This is a genomic window from Humidesulfovibrio idahonensis (genome assembly GCF_054657715.1).
Genome location: NZ_BAAHYE010000002.1, coordinates 1,126,682 through 1,142,969 on the forward strand (window position 1 = coordinate 1,126,682; position 16,288 = coordinate 1,142,969).

The window sequence follows — 16,288 nt, forward strand, 5'->3', positions numbered from 1 at the left end:
CCAGATGCATCATTTCGAGATGAAGAACGGCACCTTGTTCGCGGAAGGCGTCAGTGTGAAGGAACTCGCCAAGCAGTTCGGCACGCCGTTGTATGTGTATTCCACGGCCACGCTGAAGCGCCACTTCCAGGCCTTCGATTCCGCCTTCAACGCCATGGAGCACCTCACCTGCTATTCGGTGAAGGCCAATTCGAACCTCTCGGTGCTGCGCCTGCTCGCCTCCCTTGGCGCGGGCATGGACATCGTTTCCGGCGGCGAGCTGTACCGCGCGCTGCTGGCTGGCGTGTCCTCCGAAAAGATCGTGTACTCCGGCGTGGGCAAAAAGCCCGCCGAAATCGCCCAGGCGCTGAACGCCGGCATCCTCATGTTCAACGTGGAGAGCGTGCAGGAGCTTACCCGCATCAACGAGGTCGCCCTGGGGCTCGGCAAAATCGCCAAGGTGAGCTTCCGCATCAATCCGGACGTGGACCCTAAGACCCACCCGTACATCTCAACTGGCATGAAGAAGAACAAGTTCGGCCTGAGCATCGAGAGCGCGCTGGACGCTTACGCCATGGCGCGCGATCTGCCCGGCATCGAAGCCGTGGGCATGGATTGCCACATCGGCTCCCAGCTCACCACCATCGAGCCGTTTTTGGAGGCCCTGGACAAGCTGATGGCCTTCTACGAAAAGCTCAAGGGCATGAACCTGAACATCCGCTACCTTGATCTCGGCGGCGGGCTCGGCATTCCCTACAACGAGGAAGAGCCTCCCCATCCCAAGGAGTTCGGCGCCGCGCTGACCAAGGCCATGAGCGGCCTGCCCCTCAAGGTCATCCTGGAGCCCGGCCGCGTCATCGTCGGCAACGCGGGCATCCTCGTCACCGAGGTGCTCTACACCAAGCAGACCCCGAGCAAGAGCTTCGTCATCGTGGACGCGGCCATGAACGATCTCGTGCGGCCCTCGCTGTACGGCTCCTTCCACCGCATTGAGGAAGTCGCCCCCCAGGGACGCGCCGCCATCGACGTCGACGTGGTCGGCCCCATCTGCGAGTCCGGCGATTTTCTCGCCAAGGACCGTCAGCTGCCGGAGGTGCGCCAGGGCGAACTCCTGGCAGTGTATTCCGCCGGAGCCTACGGCTTCACCATGAGTTCCAACTACAACACCCGCACCCGGGCCGCGGAGATCCTGGTGGACGGCGACAAGGTCATTGTCGCCCGCCGCCGCGAAACCTACGAGTCCCTCGTGGCGCACGAAATCTAGCCGAACGCGGGGCCGGAACGCGACTTCCGGCCCCGCACCCTCAACCATGACCCGGCTCAACTCCTATCATCTTCCGCAAGACCGCTGGCCTGGCGGGTCTGATCTTGCGCGCCTGGAAGGCCCGGAAGCCCGACACCTGCTCGGCGTGCTGCGCGCCCGCCTGGGCGAAACCGTGCGCCTGTTCGACGGCTTTGGCCGGCACGGGCTCTTTGAGCTTGTGGAGACCAGCGGCAAAAGCCAAGCCCGGTTGCGGCTCGTGTCGGAAAGCACGGAGCCTGCGCCGGCTCGCGGCGTCACCCTGGCCCTGGGGTGGAACAAATCCTCCCGGCGTGACTGGCTGCTGGAAAAAGGTGTCGAGCTTGGCGCGCTGGGCATTCTGTTCTGGCAAGCCACACGCAGCCAGGGCGAAATGCCGTGCGAAGCCAAGGAGACCTGGCTTGAGAAATGCGTGCAGGCGGCCAAGCAGTGCCAAACCGCCTGGCTGCCGGGCCTTGGCACCGTGCCCGGAGGCGTGGAAGGGCTTGTGCGCATTGCGGGAGATTTCGACGGATGCTATGTGCTCTACGAGGGGGCGCGGCAAGACGCCCTGCTCGATCCCAAGCGTCTTGCCGCTGGCCGCAGCCTTGTGGTGCTTGGGCCGGAGGGCGGAATAGAGGAACGCGAGGCCGCGCGTCTCGCCGAGGCGGGTTTCAACTTATTGAGCCTTGGCCCCCTGCCCCTGCGCTGGGAAACCGCGGCCCTTTCCTGCCTGGCGCTGACGCACCACGCCCTGCTTGCATAGTAACGAGGCTCACGCATGCGCATTGAACTTTCTGAAAAGCAGCCCCTGGCGGATAAGATCCGCCCGCAGACCCTCGATGAATTCGTGGGGCAAAGCCATTTGCTGGAGCGCATTGCGGCCTTTGCCAACGGCCCGCGCTTGCCCAGCCTGCTCTTCTTCGGCCCCCCGGGCTGCGGCAAGTCCACCCTGGCCATGCTCATGGCCAAGGCCGCGGGCAAGCGCTGGGTGCGCGTGAGCGCGCCCGAGGCCGGGCTGGCCGCCCTGCGCAAGCATCTGGAAGGGGCCGAGGTGCTCATTCTCGACGAGATCCACCGCTTTTCCAAGGCGCAGCAGGACTTTTTCCTGCCCATCCTCGAAAACGGCGAGATCGTGCTGCTGGCCACCACCACGGAGAATCCGTCCTTCAGCGTCACGCGGCAGCTGCTTTCACGGCTGCACGTGCTGCGCTTCCGCTCGCTGACGCGCGAGGAGCTTGTGCGCATGGCGCGGCGCGGCGCCACGGTGCTCAAGGCGGAATGGCCGGACGAGGTGTTCGACCTGCTGGCGGGCATGTGCGGCGGCGATGGCCGCGCGCTCTTGAACCTTGTCGAGCATGTGGCCGGCCTGCCAAAGGAGAAGCTGGAGCTGGAGGCCCTGCGCCAAGCCTTGCCGGAAGTCATCATCCGGGGCGACCGCGAAGGCGATTCGCACTATGAGCTGGCCTCGGCGCTCATCAAGTCCATCCGCGGCAGTGATGTGGACGCGGCTTTGTATTACTTGGCGTGCCTGCTTGAAAGCGGCGAAGACCCGCGCTTCGTGTGCCGCAGGCTCGTGCTTTCCGCGGCGGAGGATGTCGGCCTGGGGGACCCGCAGGCGTTGCCTCTGGCCGTGGCCTGTCAGCAGGCCGTGGAGTTTGTGGGCATGCCGGAAGGCTTTTTGCCGCTGGCGGAAACGACCGTGTACCTGGCGCTGGCGCCGAAAAACAACGCAAGTTACGCCGCCTATTTGAACGCGCTGAAGGAAGTGCGGGAGAATGGGCTGCAGCCCGTGCCCCTGCATTTGCGCAACGCCAGCACAAGCCTGCACAAGGAATGGGGCTATGGCCGGGGCTACAAGTACCCGCACGCCTTCCCCGGTTCCTGGGTGGAGCAGGAATACTTGCCGCACGATCTGGTCAAGCGCGGCACGCAGTTCTATTTCCCCAAGAACGAAGGGGCCGAGGCGCGCCTGCAAACGTGGCTCTCCACGCGCAAGCGCGGCATCAGGAGGCCGTAGGGCTCGGACCGCCGGATTTGGCGTAGAGCTTGCGCCACTCATCCAAGAAGAGCACAGCGGCGTCCAGACCTTCCAGCTTGCCCTGCTGCTGCCGCAACGCCCACACAAGATCCTCAAAGCCCGCATCCCCCGGCAAGCCCAGGCGCTCCAACAGCGCGGCGATGTCGGCCGCCAGTTCCTGCGGCATGCCCTCCAGGGCGGGAGCCGCCGCCTTGCCCTTGGGCCAGCCTGGTTTGCGCGCGGCCACAAAATCCAGCAGCGTCTTCATGCGCGCGGCATAGGTGTGCTCCGCCAGCACCCTGGCCTGCCCGCGCCGGGCAATGGCCTGGCGTTCCTCGGGATGCGCCAGGTAGTGCTCGATGCGCGGCGTGAGCTCCTCCATGCCGTCGAACACGGCAAGCTCATCCTCGGTAAAAAGCTCGGCCATGAGGCTGCGGCGGTCCACAAGCTGGAAGGCTCCGCAGGCCGCGACCTCAAAGGTGCGCGGGTTGACGAAGTCTCCGCCGGTGACGAGGTCCTTGGCCTGGATGCTCGAGTGCAGGTTGATGTTCACCTTGGTGGCGTTGAAGATGCGGACGCAGTCCTCGCTCGACACGCGCGCCCCGGAAAGCTGCACATAGGGCGCAAGGATGGCGTCGCCGTCCCAGTCCGTGCCCCAGAGCTTGAAGTCGAAGCGCACGAGATCGCGGAAGGCCTTGCGGCGATTGGGGTAACCGGCGCCCATGAAGGAGACGTCCGAGCCGAACTTCCGTTGTTCCGCCGGCGGAAGTTCAAGTGTTTGATGAACATCCGGCTGCGCGGCCAGGGGCAGATACAAGGCGTTCTCGACGCCAATCGACTGTAATGCCGAGAAGATTTCATCCTTCTGGATGACGGCGAAGAAATCATAATAGGGCGCGTACGCCTGCCAGTAGGTGAACAGGCGGAAGTCCTCCACGAACCACATGGCCGTGGTCACGCCGTCGCGGCGCAGGCGCTTGAGGGCTTGCATGGAAAGCGGCGCCTGGGCCAGGGCCAGCACGAGATCCGGCTCAAAGGTCTCCACCTTGGCGAGCACGGCCTGAGAGACCACTTGCAGGTAGCTGTTCTCTAAGTAATGCAGGCGATCCGTCGTCACCTTGAGTCCCTTGAGCGCGCGGAAGGATGCATAGAATTCCGGTGCGTCGAAGACCTCGACCAAATGCCCCAGGCCGGACAAGGCGGCGGCGCAATAGCGCCCCACAGGAAGCGAACCGCCATACATCGGCAGCACAACCAGAACCCTCATGCACTCCCCTCCCCTGTCTGCTATTTGGTCAACACTCGCCTCAAAGTGGTGCGGCGGAATCGCAAAAATGTATCAAGAAAAAATTTAGACTTTGTTTAATATGCTTTATTCTCGTGCTAAACTAGTCAAATGCCCCTCGCGATGCGAATCTGGAAGCGCTGGATTCCCCATCCGCCACAAGCCAGTCCCGTTCAGCATACAGCCGCTCCGTCAACTCGTGCACCACCGGTTCCTGCCAGGAGCCGCCTGCGCCAAGGTGGCGGCGGAGGAACTCACGGAACATGCCGCGCAACGCCGCGTGGTCGTCCAGGCCGTTGGTGGCGCGGAAGGTCAGCCCCAGGCCGTCCAGTTCGGTTTCAAGGTCGAGAAGCCCCTCTGGCAGGTGCTTGGCGTCGCTTGTGGCGAGATACCGCGTGAGCCGCGCATCGCTGAAGGGGGCGAGGCAGCGCACGCCGACTTCGCAGGGGCGCGACTCCAGGCAGGGCAGGCAGTCGGTGACGGCCTGCAGAACCCGATGTCCCGCGCCGTACGGTCCGGTCTCGTAGCACCAGGCCGAGGACAGAAATGTGGCCAGCACGGGCACGCCAAGGGCGGCGGCAAGGTGCATGGTACCCGTGTCCGGTGTGAGGAGCAGATCCAGCCCGCCCACCACAGCGGCGAGACCGGGCAAGTCCGTGCCGCCGCAGAGATTCTTCGCCTGGGCCGCGTGGCGTTGCGGCAGGACCCGCAGAAGCTGGCGCGCGGCTACAGCCTCGGCCGTGCTGCCCAGCAAGGTCAACCGGCCGCCGTGCATGTCCAACTGCCCCGCCACCAACGCGGCAAGCTCCCTGGCCGGCAGGGAGCGCCGGGACTCGCGTCCGGCCAGCACCACGCCAAGGCCCCCTCCCCTGCCCTTGGCCGGCGGATTCACCAGCTCCGGCGCAATGGGGGCCGGATGATGCCAGGCCCAGAAGTCCGCGATGTTGAGGCCGATGCGGCGCATGGCCGACCAGCGCATGGCGATTCTGGCCCATTGGCCCACTATCTCTTGTCCATTCTCCCAGACATGCCCCCGCACGAGAGCGGGATCGAACAGGCTGGCGACGCGGAAGTTGAGCGGCGAAAAGTTGAGATTGTACACGCGGTCGAAAGGCATGGCAGCAAGCTCGCGGAACACCGGAGCGTTGGTGCCAAGCAGCGCCAGGGCTTGCTCCGCGGCCGAAAGCTTGCCCAAGGCCGTGCCGTGGGCCACCACGGGGTGCAGAACGGCATCGGGATAAATCAGCCGCGCCAAAGGGGCCAGGGACGCGTCCAGGCACAGATGAACTTCGGCCTCGGCCAAAAGGGTCAGCATGAGACGCTTGGTCTGCACGAGATCGCCGAAGCGTGCGAGCTGGATGACGAGATGACGCATGGGCGGAAGCTCCTCTTCTGGTGTGTTGTGTCTACCCCAGGCGGGGTGAATCTGGCAAGAAAGGGCTTCTTGGCATTTTACAGAGCCCCGCGAAGTTTGGTATAGAATCTGGATGCGCTACTATCCGATGTTCGTGAGCCTTGAGGGGCGTGCCTGTCTGGTCGTCGGCGCCGGCCAGGTGGGCTTGCGCAAGATCCAGTCCCTGGCCGATTGCGGCGCCTCCAGGCTGCTGATAATCGAACGGGCCGAGCCCAACGGCGCCCTGCGCGAACTGGCCGCGCGCCCCGGAGTCACCCTGGCCCGGCGCGACTTTGCGGAAGCGGATTTGGACGGAATGTTTCTGGTCATTGCCGCCACCAGCAACCCGGCGGTGAACAAGACCATCGGCGATTTGTGCCGCGCCAAAGGTATTCTCTGCAATATTGTGGACTTGCCTGAGGAAGGCAGCTTCATCGTGCCCTCCTGTGTGCAGCGGGGCGATCTTTCCATAGCCATTTCCACCAGCGGGCAAAGCCCGGCGCTCACCAAGCGCATTCGAAAAGACTTGCAGGACCGGTTCGGCGAGGAGTACGCAGGATTCCTGCTCCTCATGAGCCGCTTGCGCCCGCGCGTGCTGGCTTTGGGCCTAGAGACCGAGGCCAACTCGGCGCTGTTCCGCAAACTTGTGGGATCCCAGCTGCTTGAGGCCTTGAGGTTGGGCGACGCGGCGCTGGTTCAGACGGAGTTGTCGGCCCTGCTGCCCCTTGAACTGCATCATTTGATTCCGGAGTTGACCGATGGGCTTGCCTGATTTCTTGCCGATCTTGATCATCGGCCTCTACTTTCTCGGCACGGGTTTTTATGTGCTGGGTTCTGCGCTGCGCAACGAGCGCATCAAGATCATGGCCCTCTTTTTTGGCGGCATCGGCTTCGCCCTGCACGCCCTTGACCTGGCGCGACAGGTTGCCGGCGCGGACGCCGCCATGGCGCTGACCTCCGGCCGGTTCCTGTTCTGCCTGCTGGGCTTCGGCATCCTGCTCATCTTCCTGCTCCTGTGGTGGCGGCTCAAAATGCGCTTCCTGGCCGTTGTGGCCCTGCCGCTGGCCCTGGTGTTCTACGCCACGGCCGATGCGACCTCAGGCATCAAGGCCAGCCTGCCGCCCATGCTTTCCGGACTCTTCTTCCTCCTGCATATCGGCACGCTCTTTTCCAGCATGGCCCTGCTCGCCATGGGCGCTGGGGCTGGCCTGGCCTTCATGCACCTTGAAAAGCGCATCAAGACCAAGACCGGGCTCAAAAAGTTCCAACAAGACATGCCCTCCCTCGACACTTTCGACAAGGTGAACCACTGGGTCATCATCGCGGGCTTTCCGCTGTACACCATCGGGCTCGTGTCAGGCTTCGTCTGGGCCTGGCTTTCGGCCAAGCGCGTGTTCTCCTTTGATCCCAAGGAAATTCTGGCCCTGGTCATGCTCGGCCTCTATGCTTATCTCTTCCACCAGCGGCTGGCCTATGGCTGGCGGGGCCGCAAACCCGCGGTCATGGTCATTTGCGTGTTCCTGCTCACCGTGCTCTCCATGCTCGGCATCAACTTCCTTGTTCCCACAACCTTCCACGGGTTCAAACCGTAATGGATAAGAACATCTATCTCGTCGGACTCAATCACCGCAGCGCCAGTGTCGACGTGCGCGAAAAATTCGCGCTCACCAGCGTTGCGGACTTTGAGAAAAGCCTGCTGGCAGCCTGCCCCCTGCGTGAGGTCATGGCCCTTTCCACCTGCAACCGCGTGGAGATCCTCGTGGTGGCGGACAGCGCCCGCTGCCAGGACATGGACATCAGCGAGGCCGTGCTGAGCCATTGGGCCGAGACCTGCAACGGCCCCCTGGATGTGCTGCGCACCCACACCTACAAGAACCAGGGGCTGGACGCCGTCTCGCACCTGTTCTGCGTGGCCGCCAGCCTCGACTCCATGATCATGGGCGAGCCGCAGATTCTGGGCCAGCTCAAGAAGAGCTACCGCAAGGCCGTGGAGACCGGCACGGCGCGCGTCATCATCAACCGCCTGCTGCACAAGTCGTTCTCCGTGGCCAAGCGCGTGCGCACGGAAACGGCCATCGCCAGCAGCGCGGTGTCCATCAGCTACGCGGCGGTGGAGCTGGCCAAGAAGATCTTCGGCGAACTGGGCGGCAAAACCGCCATGCTGGTGGGCGCGGGCGAAATGGCCGAATTGGCCGCCACGCACCTGCTGGCCTCCGGCATCGACAAGCTTTTCATCTGCAACCGCACCTACGCCAGAGCCCAGGAACTGGCCAAGACCATGCACGGCGAGGCCGTCTTTTTCGAGGACATGGTCGAGCGGCTCAAGGGCGTGGACATCGTCATCAGCTCCACAGGCTCGCCCACGGCCATCATCCGCGCCAAGGACATCCGCGAGGTGCTCAAAAAGCGCCGCAACCGCGCCATGTTCTTCATCGACATCGCCGTGCCGCGCGACATCGACCCGGACGTGAACAGCCTGGACAACGTGTACCTCTACGACATCGACGACCTGAAGGAAGTTGTGGAGGAGAACATGAGCGCCCGCCAGGGCGAGGCCGTGAAGGCCCGGGCCATTGTGGACCTGGAGACCGACGCCTTCGCCACCTGGATGAAGTCCCTCGCCCTGCAGCCCACAATAACCGACCTGCTTGGCCGGGCCGAGGACGTGGCCCAGCGCGAGCTCGCCAAAACGCTGAAGCGCCTTGGCAGCGTGGATGAGGAAACCCGCGAGGCCCTTGAGGTGCTCGTCCATTCCGTCAGCCGCAAGCTGCTGCACGAGCCCATCTGCTTCCTCAAGCGCCGCACGCGCGAGGAAGGCACGGCCGAACGCTTCATCGACGTGACGCGCCGCATCTTCAACCTGGACAGCGACCCGGTGAACCCGGACGCCCACCTCGACAGGCGCACGAGCGATGAGGACGAGCCCTTGGAGTGCGAGTGCTGCCGCGACCCGGAGCAGGAATCCCAAGACGCGCCCAAGCACACGGAACACCAGTAGGGAAGCGCATGCGCAATTATCTCATCGAAGACTTTTATCCGGAACACCTGGCCAAAGTCGTGGCCGCCTTGGCGGACAAGGGCTATGCCGGCCCCCTGGACGGCATTTTCTACCTGCCCCTGCCGCAAGAGCTGCTGACCGATGTGCAGCGTGAGCATGCGGACGTGTGCGGGCCGCATATCTTCGTGCTGGAGGCCGTGGACGAAAGCACGCTGAAGCTTGAGCTGCTTGTGCGCGCGCAGAAGAAGCTGCGCTGCGAGTGCGTCATGTACGCCACGTCGGCCCAGCGCGAATACATCATCGACTTCCTCGACGCCTTCATCCGCCAACTCGACATCTCCGTGTAGCCGCATGGCCGACGCGTTGCCGAGACTCCAAGACCTGCCGCCCAAATGGGCGCGGTTTTGTCTCGGCATTGAATCCTTCGCCGCTGGTCTTGGGTGCGACTTCACGCGCGCGCGCTGCGTTGTCGCCTGTTCCGGCGGCGCGGACTCCACCGCCCTGCTGCTGCTGACCGCCCTGCTGTGCCGCAAGAACGGCGGCACGCTCACCGCCGCGCACCTCGACCATGGCCTGCGTCCGGAATCCGGCACGGAGGCGCGGTTCGTCTCCGCCATTTGTGAAAATTGGAACATACCTTTGGCGCCCGAGGTCCAGGATGTCTTTGCACAGGCCCAGGCCGAGCGCATCGGAATCGAAGAGGCGGGCCGGAACGCACGCTATGCCCTGCTTGAGCGCGTGCGCCGGGAGACCGGCGCGCAGTTCGTGCTGGTGGCACATCAGCTGAACGACCTTGCCGAGGACCAGTTGCTGCGCATGATGCGCGGCGCTGGCTGGCCGGCCCTTGGCGGCATGGCGGCTTTTGATGCGGACCGGAGCCTGCTGCGTCCCCTGCTGCTGACGCCGCGCGTGGAACTGGAAGGATTCCTCAAGGCCTGTGGAACGCGCTGGCAAACCGATCAGAGCAACTTTATGCCGGTGACCACGCGCAACCGCGTGCGCCTGGACATCCTGCCGGCCATGCTGCGCGAGAACCCTGGCTATCTCAACGCCGCGGCGCGGCTGTGGCGTCAGGCCAGGCTCGATGCCGCGCACTGGGACGAAGCGTTGGAACCGCTCGTAAGCGCCCTTCCGGCCATCATTCCCGGTGAACCGTTCACCTTGACGGGGCATGTGCTCGACACCACGCCCGCGCCCTTGCGTTTGCGTCTTTTCAAGGCGGTTTTGGAGCGCCTCGGCCCTGGGCAACCACTGGCCGACAGCTTGTTCCGGCTGGATGATTTGTGGCGGCAACGCGCCAATGGCAAGCGTTTGCGCTTTCCCGGCGACAAGGAGGCGCGCATCGCCAAGTCGGGCGTGGTTCTGCAAGTCATTGACAGGAAAAAAGAGTGCGGCTAAGACCTTGTGAATCTTTTGCACAAGCAAAAAGCAAATTCCCTTAGGAGGCACCATGAATATTCTTATCTTCGGACCCAACGGCAGCGGCAAAGGCACCCAGGGCACCCTGGTGAAAGCCAAGTATAATCTCGACCACATCGAGTCCGGCGCGATCTTCCGCAAGCACATCGGCGGCGGCACCGAGCTCGGCATGAAAGCCAAGGAATTCATCAACCGCGGCGAACTGGTCCCCGACGACATCACCATTCCCATGGTGCTCGACGTGCTGAAGAACGCCAGCAAGAACGGCTGGCTGCTCGACGGCTTCCCGCGCTCCCTGGTGCAGGCTGAAAAGTTGTGGGACGCCCTGCAGAAAGGCGGCGAAAAGCTCGACTTCGTCATCGAGATCCTGCTGCCCCGCCAGGTCGCCAAGAACCGCATCATGGGCCGTCGCCTGTGCGCCAACGACAACAACCACCCGAACAACATCTTCATCGACGCCATTAAGCCCAACGGCGACGTGTGCCGCGTGTGCGGCGGCGCTCTGACCGCCCGCGCCGACGACCAGGACGAGGGCGCCATCGACAAGCGCCACGACATCTACTACGACGACAAGACCGGCACCATGGCCGCCGCCTACTTCTACAAGGCTCTGGCCGCCAAGGGCGCCTGCAAGTACATCGAGCTCAACGGCGAAGGCTCCATCGACTCCATCAAGAAGACCCTGCTGGACCAGCTCTAAGCCGTTTCCGAAGACGCCAATAAAAAGGCCCCGCTTCCTTCGTGGATGCGGGGCCTTTCCTTTTGCGGATGGTCTTGAGAGGTTAGGCTTCGACGGTCTTGGCCTTACCCTTGGTCGGCACGGCGGGAGGCGTCTCGTGCGCATCGGAGCTCAGGCTCACGATGATCGGGGCGGCAACGTAGATCGAGGAATAGGTGCCGACGACGATGCCGATGAGCATGGCCAGCGCGAAGTCGTGAATGACCTGCCCGCCGAAGAGGTACAGGCTGAACACGGCCAGGAAGGCCAAACCGGAGGTGAGCACCGTGCGCGACAGGGTCTGGTTGACGCTGTAGTTGATGATCTTGGAGAGGCTGTCGCCCGTGTTGTGGCGGCGCGTCTCGCGGATGCGGTCGTAGACGATGATGGTGTCGTTGAGCGAGAAGCCGATGAGGGTCAACAACGCCGCAATGATGGTGAGGTCGAATTCCTTGTTCAGGATGGAGAAGATGCCCACCGTCGTCAGCACGTCGTGGATGAGCGCGACGATGGCCCCCAGCGCATAGTTGAGCTTGAGCATGAAGCACAAGACAAGGGTGATGAGCAGCGCCCCCAGCACGAGCCAAACTTGCGGTGCGTTGATGTATTGCAGGGCCGTGATGCCCGCGAACAGACCCGCGGCCATGATGCCCGCGGCCATCCAGCGGTGCTCGAAGCGGCCGGAGATGTAGATGGCTATGAGCAGGATGGCGAAGTACATGGCCTCAAGCGCCTTGCCCCGCAGGTCCTCGCCCACCTTCGGGCCGACCATTTCGATGCGCTTGAAGGTGTACTTGCTGCCAGCCAGGTCTTTGTCCAAGGCGGCCACGACTGTGCTCTTCACCACCTCGCTGGAGTTGTCGGTCGTGCTGGTGCGGATGAGGAAGTCGTTGTCCTTCTCCGGTCCCATCTGCTGCACCACCAAGCCGGGCAGATTTGTGGCCTCAAGGCTTTTTTTGACAGCATCGAGTTTGGTGTCGGTTTCAAACTTGGCCTGGATGATGACGCCGCCAGCGAAGTCGATGCCGTAACGGGGGCCGCCCTTCATGACCAGGGAAATGCCGCCGAGGATGATCATCAACGCGGAGATGGCGAAGGCGTAATACCGAAGCCCGATGAAGTTGATCTTGGTGTCGGGTTTGATGATGTGGAAAACCATGGCTTCCCCTTAAATGCTCACGGCGGCATCCGCCGGGCGCTTGGAGATGTACAGATCGAACATGATCCGCGAGACGAAGATTGCCGTGAACATGCTCATGATGATGCCGAGCACCAGCGTGACGGCGAAGCCGCGGATGGGGCCGGTGCCGAACTGGTACAGGATGATGGCCACCAGGACGTTGGTGGTGTTCGAATCCAGAATGGCGAGGGTGGCGAGGTCGTAGCCCTTGTGGACCGCGTCGGCGGGCTTGAGACCGAGCCGCAGTTCCTCGCGGATGCGTTCGTAGATGAGCACGTTTGCGTCGACGGCCATGGCGATGGTCAGGATGATGCCCGCGATGCCCGGCAGGGTGAGGGTTGCGCCAAAGGCGGCCAACCCGGCCATGGTCAGCACGATGTTCAGGATGAGCACGCAGTTGGCGAAGAGCCCGGCCACGCCGTAGTACACAGCCATGAAGATGATGATGGCCGCGGCGGCGATGAGCGTGGACATCATGCCCGCGTCGATGGACTCCTGTCCGAGGGTGGGGCCGACGGTGCGCTGCTCAAGCACGTTGACCGGAGCGGGCAAGGCGCCCGCGCGCAGCACGATGGCCAAGTCGCGCGCTTCGTCCTGGGTGAAGCTGCCGGTGATCTGCGCCTTGCCGCCCGGGATCTTGTCCTGGATGACGGGAGCGGAATAGCACTTGCCGTCGAGGACGATGGCGAGGCGCTTCTTGATGTTCTCTTCGGTGACGCGCTCGAAGACCTTGGCGCCGCGGGCGTTGAAGGTCATGCTGACGGAGAACTGGTTGTTGTTCGATTCGATAGTGGCGCGCGCGTCGGTGATGTACTCGCCGGTCATCACGGCGTCCTTCTTGAGGACGATGGGCGCGTCGATGGTGTTGCCCTTGGGCCCGCGCGACTTGATCACCGAAAGCTCGCGGCCGGGACCGACAAGCCCCTGCTGCACGCTCGCCGGGTCGACGGAGTCGTCCACGATCTTGAACTCAAGGTGCGCGGTCTTGCCGATGATGGCGATGGCGCGCTCGGGGTCGGTCAGGCCGGGCAGCTGCACCTGGATGCGGTTGCCTTCCTGGCGGCGGATGTCCGGCTCGGAAACGCCGAACTGGTCAATGCGGTTGCGGATGGTCTTGACCGCCTGGTCCAGGGTGAGCTTGGAAAGATATTTCTTGTAGTCCGGAGTCATGGACAGCACGTAGCGCACGCGGTCTTCGGGCTGGGTTTCCTTGGCGTCGATCTTGAGGGAGGAGAAGCTCTTCTTGAGCAGGCTCTCGAAGGCCTCCTGCTTGTCCGCGCCAACAAGCACGGCCTCGAGACGGGGGCCGGGCAGCACGTTGGGCTTCAGCACGGCGAGGTTCTCCTCGCGGGCGCTGGCCTTTATGTCCTGCCCCAAGGAGGACATGTTGTTTTCAATGGCCTTGTCGACATCCACACCGAGGGTGAGATGGATGCCGCCCTTGAGGTCCAGGCCGAGATTGATGGCGGAATCAGGCAGGTATTTGCCCAGGGTGGTGTTCTTTATGCCTGGTGCCGAGGGCAGCAAAAAGACCAGGGCGACGATCATCACCGCGAGGGTCAAAAGTAAACGCCAGCGCAGGTTGCGGTACATGTGCTCTCCCAGTTGCGTCCGATGACTTCACGAAATCGAGGGCGTCATCACCCCCGAGGCGGGCCTTTTGACAAAGACAAGCGCGGACCCAGGCGCATTCCCAGGTCCGCGTATCCGCCTTACGGCTTAAAATAAAAGGAAAAGCTTACTTTCCCTTCTTTTCCAATTTTTCAAAGGCCTCAGCCTTGTCGGCAACGGTGTTGCGGAGCATCTCCACCTGCACCTTGTCGGCGATCTCAACGATGAGGGTCATGTCCGTCATGCGGACGATGTTCCCGTACAACCCGCCGTTGGTGACGATGCGATCACCAATCTTGAGGTTGCTGATCATCTCTTTGTGCTGCTTGGCCTTTTTCTGCTGCGGACGAATGAGCAGGAAATAGAAAATGGCGAACATGAGAATGAGCGGCACAAAGGCGCCCAGCGGGTTGCCCTGGCCACCGCCGGCTCCGCCGACGCCGCCCATGGCGAACGCGAGATTGTCAAAAAGCATGGAGTCCTCCTGGATAGTGACGCCCTGGGCGAAATGCCCCAGCGTCTGCCCTCCTCTTTAGGCCGGCACGTACAGATTGCCGTACGGACGGTGGGAGAAGGGCTTGATCTTAACAAAGTCGGCCGCCAGGATCTCCTTGGCGTTCAGCCCGAGCTCCATGGCGTACTCCTCGACCAGCTTCGCGATGACGGCCTTGTCGGCCTCATCAACGGGCTGCGCGGAAAGGCCGGGACCAATCTGCTCCTTGGGCACTTCGCCGCGCACATAAATCACGCCGCCGTGCATGCCAGTTCCCAGGCTGCGTCCGGCGATCGGTTCCGTCGGCTTATCAGAGAACATGCCAAGAAGCAAAAGGATTCCGCCCGCCATATATTCGCCCAGGAAGTCGCCCGCTTTGCCGCCAATGACAATGGTCGGAAGCTTTTCCATGTAGGCTTTCATGTGAATGCCGACGCGATAACCCACGTCGCCTTTGATAAAAATCTTGCCACCGCGCATGGCGTAGCCCACAACATCGCCCGCCAGGCCTTCGATGACGACAAGGCCGTCGTCCATGGTGTTGCCCACGCCGTCCTGGGCGTTGGCCTTCACGCGGACCTTGGGCCCGCGCATGAACGAGCACATGTCCTGCCCGGGCACGCCCTGAACCTCAAAGGTGAGATCACCGACCATGGCGCCGGCTATGTAGCGCTGGCCATTGACGTTTTTCAGAACGATATTGGTGGCGCCGCCGGCAACAGCCTCGCGGATCTGCTCGTTGAGCTGTCGGTAGTAGATGCCGCTCGCGTCAAGGGTGAAAGTCTTGGCCATTATCCTACGCCTCCAGATGCACGATGACCGGTTCGCCCGCCTTGGGCATCCACACGCGATCCAGCTCGGGCTGGACTTCACGGATGGCGCTCTCCTCGCTCGACATGAAGATCATGTCGTCTTTTTCCGCAACAACCAGCGGCCGCAGCTTGATGCGGTCGTTGAGGCCGAAGAGCCCGGTGTTGTCGGCCACGAGAATGGCGAAGGGGCCGTTCAGAAGAGCCTGGCCGTACACCATGCGCAGAGCGGTGTAGGCTTCCTTTTCCTGTTTGGGCATCCGGGCAATCTCGTCCCAGAAGGGAGGCGCGAAGACCTTGCAGGCCATCTCCTTGGAGAGGCCGTGCTTGCGGATGAGCAGGTCGAGCTCGTAGGCCACGACCTCGGTGTCGGTCATGAGCGTGCACAGGTAGTTGTGTTCGCACAGGTAGCGGCGGTTGATGCCGTACGAGGAGATTTCGCCGTTGTGCACAATGGACCAGTCGAGCAGCGTGAAGGGGTGCGCACCGCCCCACCAGCCCGGGGTGTTGGTCGGGAAGCGGTTGTGGCCGGTCCAGATGTACGCCTTGTATTCTTCCAGGCGGAAGAAGTCGGCGATGTCTTCGGGGAAGCCCACGCCCTTGAAGGCGCCCATGTTCTTGCCGCTGGAGAAGACGAACGCGTTCGGCACCTTGTGGTTGATGTGCATGACCGCGTTGACCACGTAGTCCTGCTCGCCAAGTTCACGCACTTCCTGCGGCCGGTCCTTCTTGATGGTCAAGAAATAACGGGACATTATGGGCGGGTTCTTGATGGTCACGACCTTGCGCGTGGGAATGGGCTCGGCCAGGTGAACCGTAAAGTAGTGCTTGAGCACTTCCTCGGCGTTGTCCTGGGCGTCCTGGGTGTCGCACATCAGGTGGAAGGCGTATTTGTCGGCCAGATCGGGGTAGATGCCGTACGCGGCGAAACCGCCGCCCAGGCCGTTGCCGCGATCGTGCATGCAGGCCATGGACCGGATGGGCATGTCGCCGGGAATGAGTCCACGCTTCTTGTGGATCACTCCGAAGACGCCGCAACCGGAGATGTCTTTTTGGAAGTCGTAATACCGTTCAGGTGCTTTCATCCTACTCGTGCTCCTACGC

Annotated in this window: 16 protein-coding genes; 9 read left to right on the plus strand and 7 right to left on the minus strand. The window is 62.8% G+C overall.

What is annotated here, in order from left to right; translation table 11 throughout:
• Positions 1 to 4 precede the first annotated feature (4 nt).
• The 3 genes from lysA to ACYQ4W_RS05525 are packed head-to-tail and all read left to right on the plus strand — an operon-like array spanning position 5 to position 3,278.
• Positions 5 to 1,243 carry a diaminopimelate decarboxylase gene (gene lysA / locus ACYQ4W_RS05515; RefSeq protein WP_459853783.1) on the plus strand — a complete coding sequence of 413 codons (1,239 nt, stop codon included), beginning with the start codon at positions 5 to 7 and terminating at the stop codon, positions 1,241 to 1,243.
• Positions 1,244 to 1,289: 46 nt separating this feature from the next.
• On the plus strand, positions 1,290 to 2,024 hold the full coding sequence (locus ACYQ4W_RS05520; protein ID WP_459853785.1) for an RsmE family RNA methyltransferase: 735 nt from the start codon (positions 1,290 to 1,292) through the stop codon (positions 2,022 to 2,024).
• Positions 2,025 to 2,039: 15 nt separating this feature from the next.
• Positions 2,040 to 3,278 carry a replication-associated recombination protein A gene (locus ACYQ4W_RS05525; RefSeq protein WP_459853787.1) on the plus strand — a complete coding sequence of 413 codons (1,239 nt, stop codon included), beginning with the start codon at positions 2,040 to 2,042 and terminating at the stop codon, positions 3,276 to 3,278.
• Here the strand turns inward: ACYQ4W_RS05525 and ACYQ4W_RS05530 are convergent.
• Positions 3,265 to 4,545 (minus strand): CgeB family protein, encoded by a 1,281-nt coding sequence (locus tag ACYQ4W_RS05530; RefSeq protein ID WP_459853790.1) that lies wholly within the window; start codon positions 4,543 to 4,545, stop codon positions 3,265 to 3,267. The two genes, ACYQ4W_RS05525 and ACYQ4W_RS05530, sit on opposite strands and share 14 nt — an antisense overlap.
• Positions 4,546 to 4,666: 121 nt before the next feature.
• Positions 4,667 to 5,938 (minus strand): glycosyltransferase family 9 protein, encoded by a 1,272-nt coding sequence (locus ACYQ4W_RS05535; RefSeq protein ID WP_459853792.1) that lies wholly within the window; start codon positions 5,936 to 5,938, stop codon positions 4,667 to 4,669.
• Between the two features lie 112 nt (positions 5,939 to 6,050).
• Between ACYQ4W_RS05535 and ACYQ4W_RS05540 the strand changes: the two genes are divergently transcribed.
• The 6 genes from ACYQ4W_RS05540 to ACYQ4W_RS05565 are packed head-to-tail and all read left to right on the plus strand — an operon-like array spanning position 6,051 to position 11,073.
• Positions 6,051 to 6,728: a precorrin-2 dehydrogenase/sirohydrochlorin ferrochelatase family protein gene (locus ACYQ4W_RS05540; RefSeq protein WP_459853794.1), complete on the plus strand. Its 678-nt coding sequence runs from the start codon at positions 6,051 to 6,053 to the stop codon at positions 6,726 to 6,728.
• The gene (locus tag ACYQ4W_RS05545; RefSeq protein ID WP_459853796.1) at positions 6,715 to 7,548 is read left to right on the plus strand and encodes a cytochrome C assembly family protein; all 834 of its coding nucleotides are present in this window, start codon (positions 6,715 to 6,717) and stop codon (positions 7,546 to 7,548) included. The genes ACYQ4W_RS05540 and ACYQ4W_RS05545 overlap by 14 nt, the downstream gene beginning before the upstream one ends.
• Complete coding sequence (gene hemA / locus ACYQ4W_RS05550) at positions 7,548 to 8,954, plus strand: glutamyl-tRNA reductase (protein ID WP_459853798.1); 1,407 nt, start codon at positions 7,548 to 7,550, stop codon at positions 8,952 to 8,954. Before ACYQ4W_RS05545 ends, hemA begins: the two co-directional genes overlap by 1 nt.
• An 8-nt stretch (positions 8,955 to 8,962) precedes the next feature.
• Entirely contained in the window at positions 8,963 to 9,301 is a 339-nt protein-coding gene (locus ACYQ4W_RS05555; RefSeq protein WP_459853800.1) for a hypothetical protein, read from the plus strand.
• Between the two features lie 4 nt (positions 9,302 to 9,305).
• Positions 9,306 to 10,352, plus strand: a complete 1,047-nt coding sequence (tilS, locus tag ACYQ4W_RS05560; RefSeq protein WP_459853803.1) for a tRNA lysidine(34) synthetase TilS — start codon at positions 9,306 to 9,308, stop codon at positions 10,350 to 10,352.
• Between the two features lie 52 nt (positions 10,353 to 10,404).
• Positions 10,405 to 11,073 carry an adenylate kinase gene (locus ACYQ4W_RS05565; protein ID WP_459853806.1) on the plus strand — a complete coding sequence of 223 codons (669 nt, stop codon included), beginning with the start codon at positions 10,405 to 10,407 and terminating at the stop codon, positions 11,071 to 11,073.
• An 82-nt stretch (positions 11,074 to 11,155) separates the two neighbouring features.
• Here the strand turns inward: ACYQ4W_RS05565 and secF are convergent, their stop codons facing one another.
• From secF to ACYQ4W_RS05590, 5 genes are all read right to left on the minus strand, one after another.
• Positions 11,156 to 12,250 (minus strand): protein translocase subunit SecF, encoded by a 1,095-nt coding sequence (gene secF / locus ACYQ4W_RS05570; RefSeq protein ID WP_459853808.1) that lies wholly within the window; start codon positions 12,248 to 12,250, stop codon positions 11,156 to 11,158.
• Positions 12,251 to 12,259: 9 nt separating this feature from the next.
• A complete protein-coding gene (secD, locus tag ACYQ4W_RS05575) occupies positions 12,260 to 13,864 on the minus strand; it encodes a protein translocase subunit SecD (protein WP_459853811.1) in 1,605 nt (534 codons plus the stop codon).
• A gap of 145 nt (positions 13,865 to 14,009) precedes the next feature.
• Positions 14,010 to 14,357: a preprotein translocase subunit YajC gene (gene yajC, locus ACYQ4W_RS05580; RefSeq protein ID WP_459853814.1), complete on the minus strand. Its 348-nt coding sequence runs from the start codon at positions 14,355 to 14,357 to the stop codon at positions 14,010 to 14,012.
• 57 nt (positions 14,358 to 14,414) lie between these two features.
• Positions 14,415 to 15,167: a GltB/FmdC/FwdC-like GXGXG domain-containing protein gene (locus ACYQ4W_RS05585; RefSeq protein WP_459853816.1), complete on the minus strand. Its 753-nt coding sequence runs from the start codon at positions 15,165 to 15,167 to the stop codon at positions 14,415 to 14,417.
• 4 nt (positions 15,168 to 15,171) lie between these two features.
• The gene (locus ACYQ4W_RS05590) at positions 15,172 to 16,269 is read right to left on the minus strand and encodes a class II glutamine amidotransferase (RefSeq protein ID WP_459853818.1); all 1,098 of its coding nucleotides are present in this window, start codon (positions 16,267 to 16,269) and stop codon (positions 15,172 to 15,174) included.
• Positions 16,270 to 16,288: the final 19 nt, after the last annotated feature.

Bases quoted from the DNA above. Each gene is read 5' to 3' on its own strand.
- lysA (WP_459853783.1), top strand. From the start codon at position 5: ATGCATCATTTCGAGATGAAGAACGGCACCTTGTTCGCGGAAGGCGTC.
- ACYQ4W_RS05520 (WP_459853785.1), top strand. From the start codon at position 1,290: ATGACCCGGCTCAACTCCTATCATCTTCCGCAAGACCGCTGGCCTGGC.
- ACYQ4W_RS05525 (WP_459853787.1), top strand. From the start codon at position 2,040: ATGCGCATTGAACTTTCTGAAAAGCAGCCCCTGGCGGATAAGATCCGC.
- ACYQ4W_RS05530 (WP_459853790.1), bottom strand. From the start codon at position 4,545: ATGAGGGTTCTGGTTGTGCTGCCGATGTATGGCGGTTCGCTTCCTGTG.
- ACYQ4W_RS05535 (WP_459853792.1), bottom strand. From the start codon at position 5,938: ATGCGTCATCTCGTCATCCAGCTCGCACGCTTCGGCGATCTCGTGCAG.
- ACYQ4W_RS05540 (WP_459853794.1), top strand. From the start codon at position 6,051: ATGCGCTACTATCCGATGTTCGTGAGCCTTGAGGGGCGTGCCTGTCTG.
- ACYQ4W_RS05545 (WP_459853796.1), top strand. From the start codon at position 6,715: ATGGGCTTGCCTGATTTCTTGCCGATCTTGATCATCGGCCTCTACTTT.
- hemA (WP_459853798.1), top strand. From the start codon at position 7,548: ATGGATAAGAACATCTATCTCGTCGGACTCAATCACCGCAGCGCCAGT.
- ACYQ4W_RS05555 (WP_459853800.1), top strand. From the start codon at position 8,963: ATGCGCAATTATCTCATCGAAGACTTTTATCCGGAACACCTGGCCAAA.
- tilS (WP_459853803.1), top strand. From the start codon at position 9,306: ATGGCCGACGCGTTGCCGAGACTCCAAGACCTGCCGCCCAAATGGGCG.
- ACYQ4W_RS05565 (WP_459853806.1), top strand. From the start codon at position 10,405: ATGAATATTCTTATCTTCGGACCCAACGGCAGCGGCAAAGGCACCCAG.
- secF (WP_459853808.1), bottom strand. From the start codon at position 12,250: ATGGTTTTCCACATCATCAAACCCGACACCAAGATCAACTTCATCGGG.
- secD (WP_459853811.1), bottom strand. From the start codon at position 13,864: ATGTACCGCAACCTGCGCTGGCGTTTACTTTTGACCCTCGCGGTGATG.
- yajC (WP_459853814.1), bottom strand. From the start codon at position 14,357: ATGCTTTTTGACAATCTCGCGTTCGCCATGGGCGGCGTCGGCGGAGCC.
- ACYQ4W_RS05585 (WP_459853816.1), bottom strand. From the start codon at position 15,167: ATGGCCAAGACTTTCACCCTTGACGCGAGCGGCATCTACTACCGACAG.
- ACYQ4W_RS05590 (WP_459853818.1), bottom strand. From the start codon at position 16,269: ATGAAAGCACCTGAACGGTATTACGACTTCCAAAAAGACATCTCCGGT.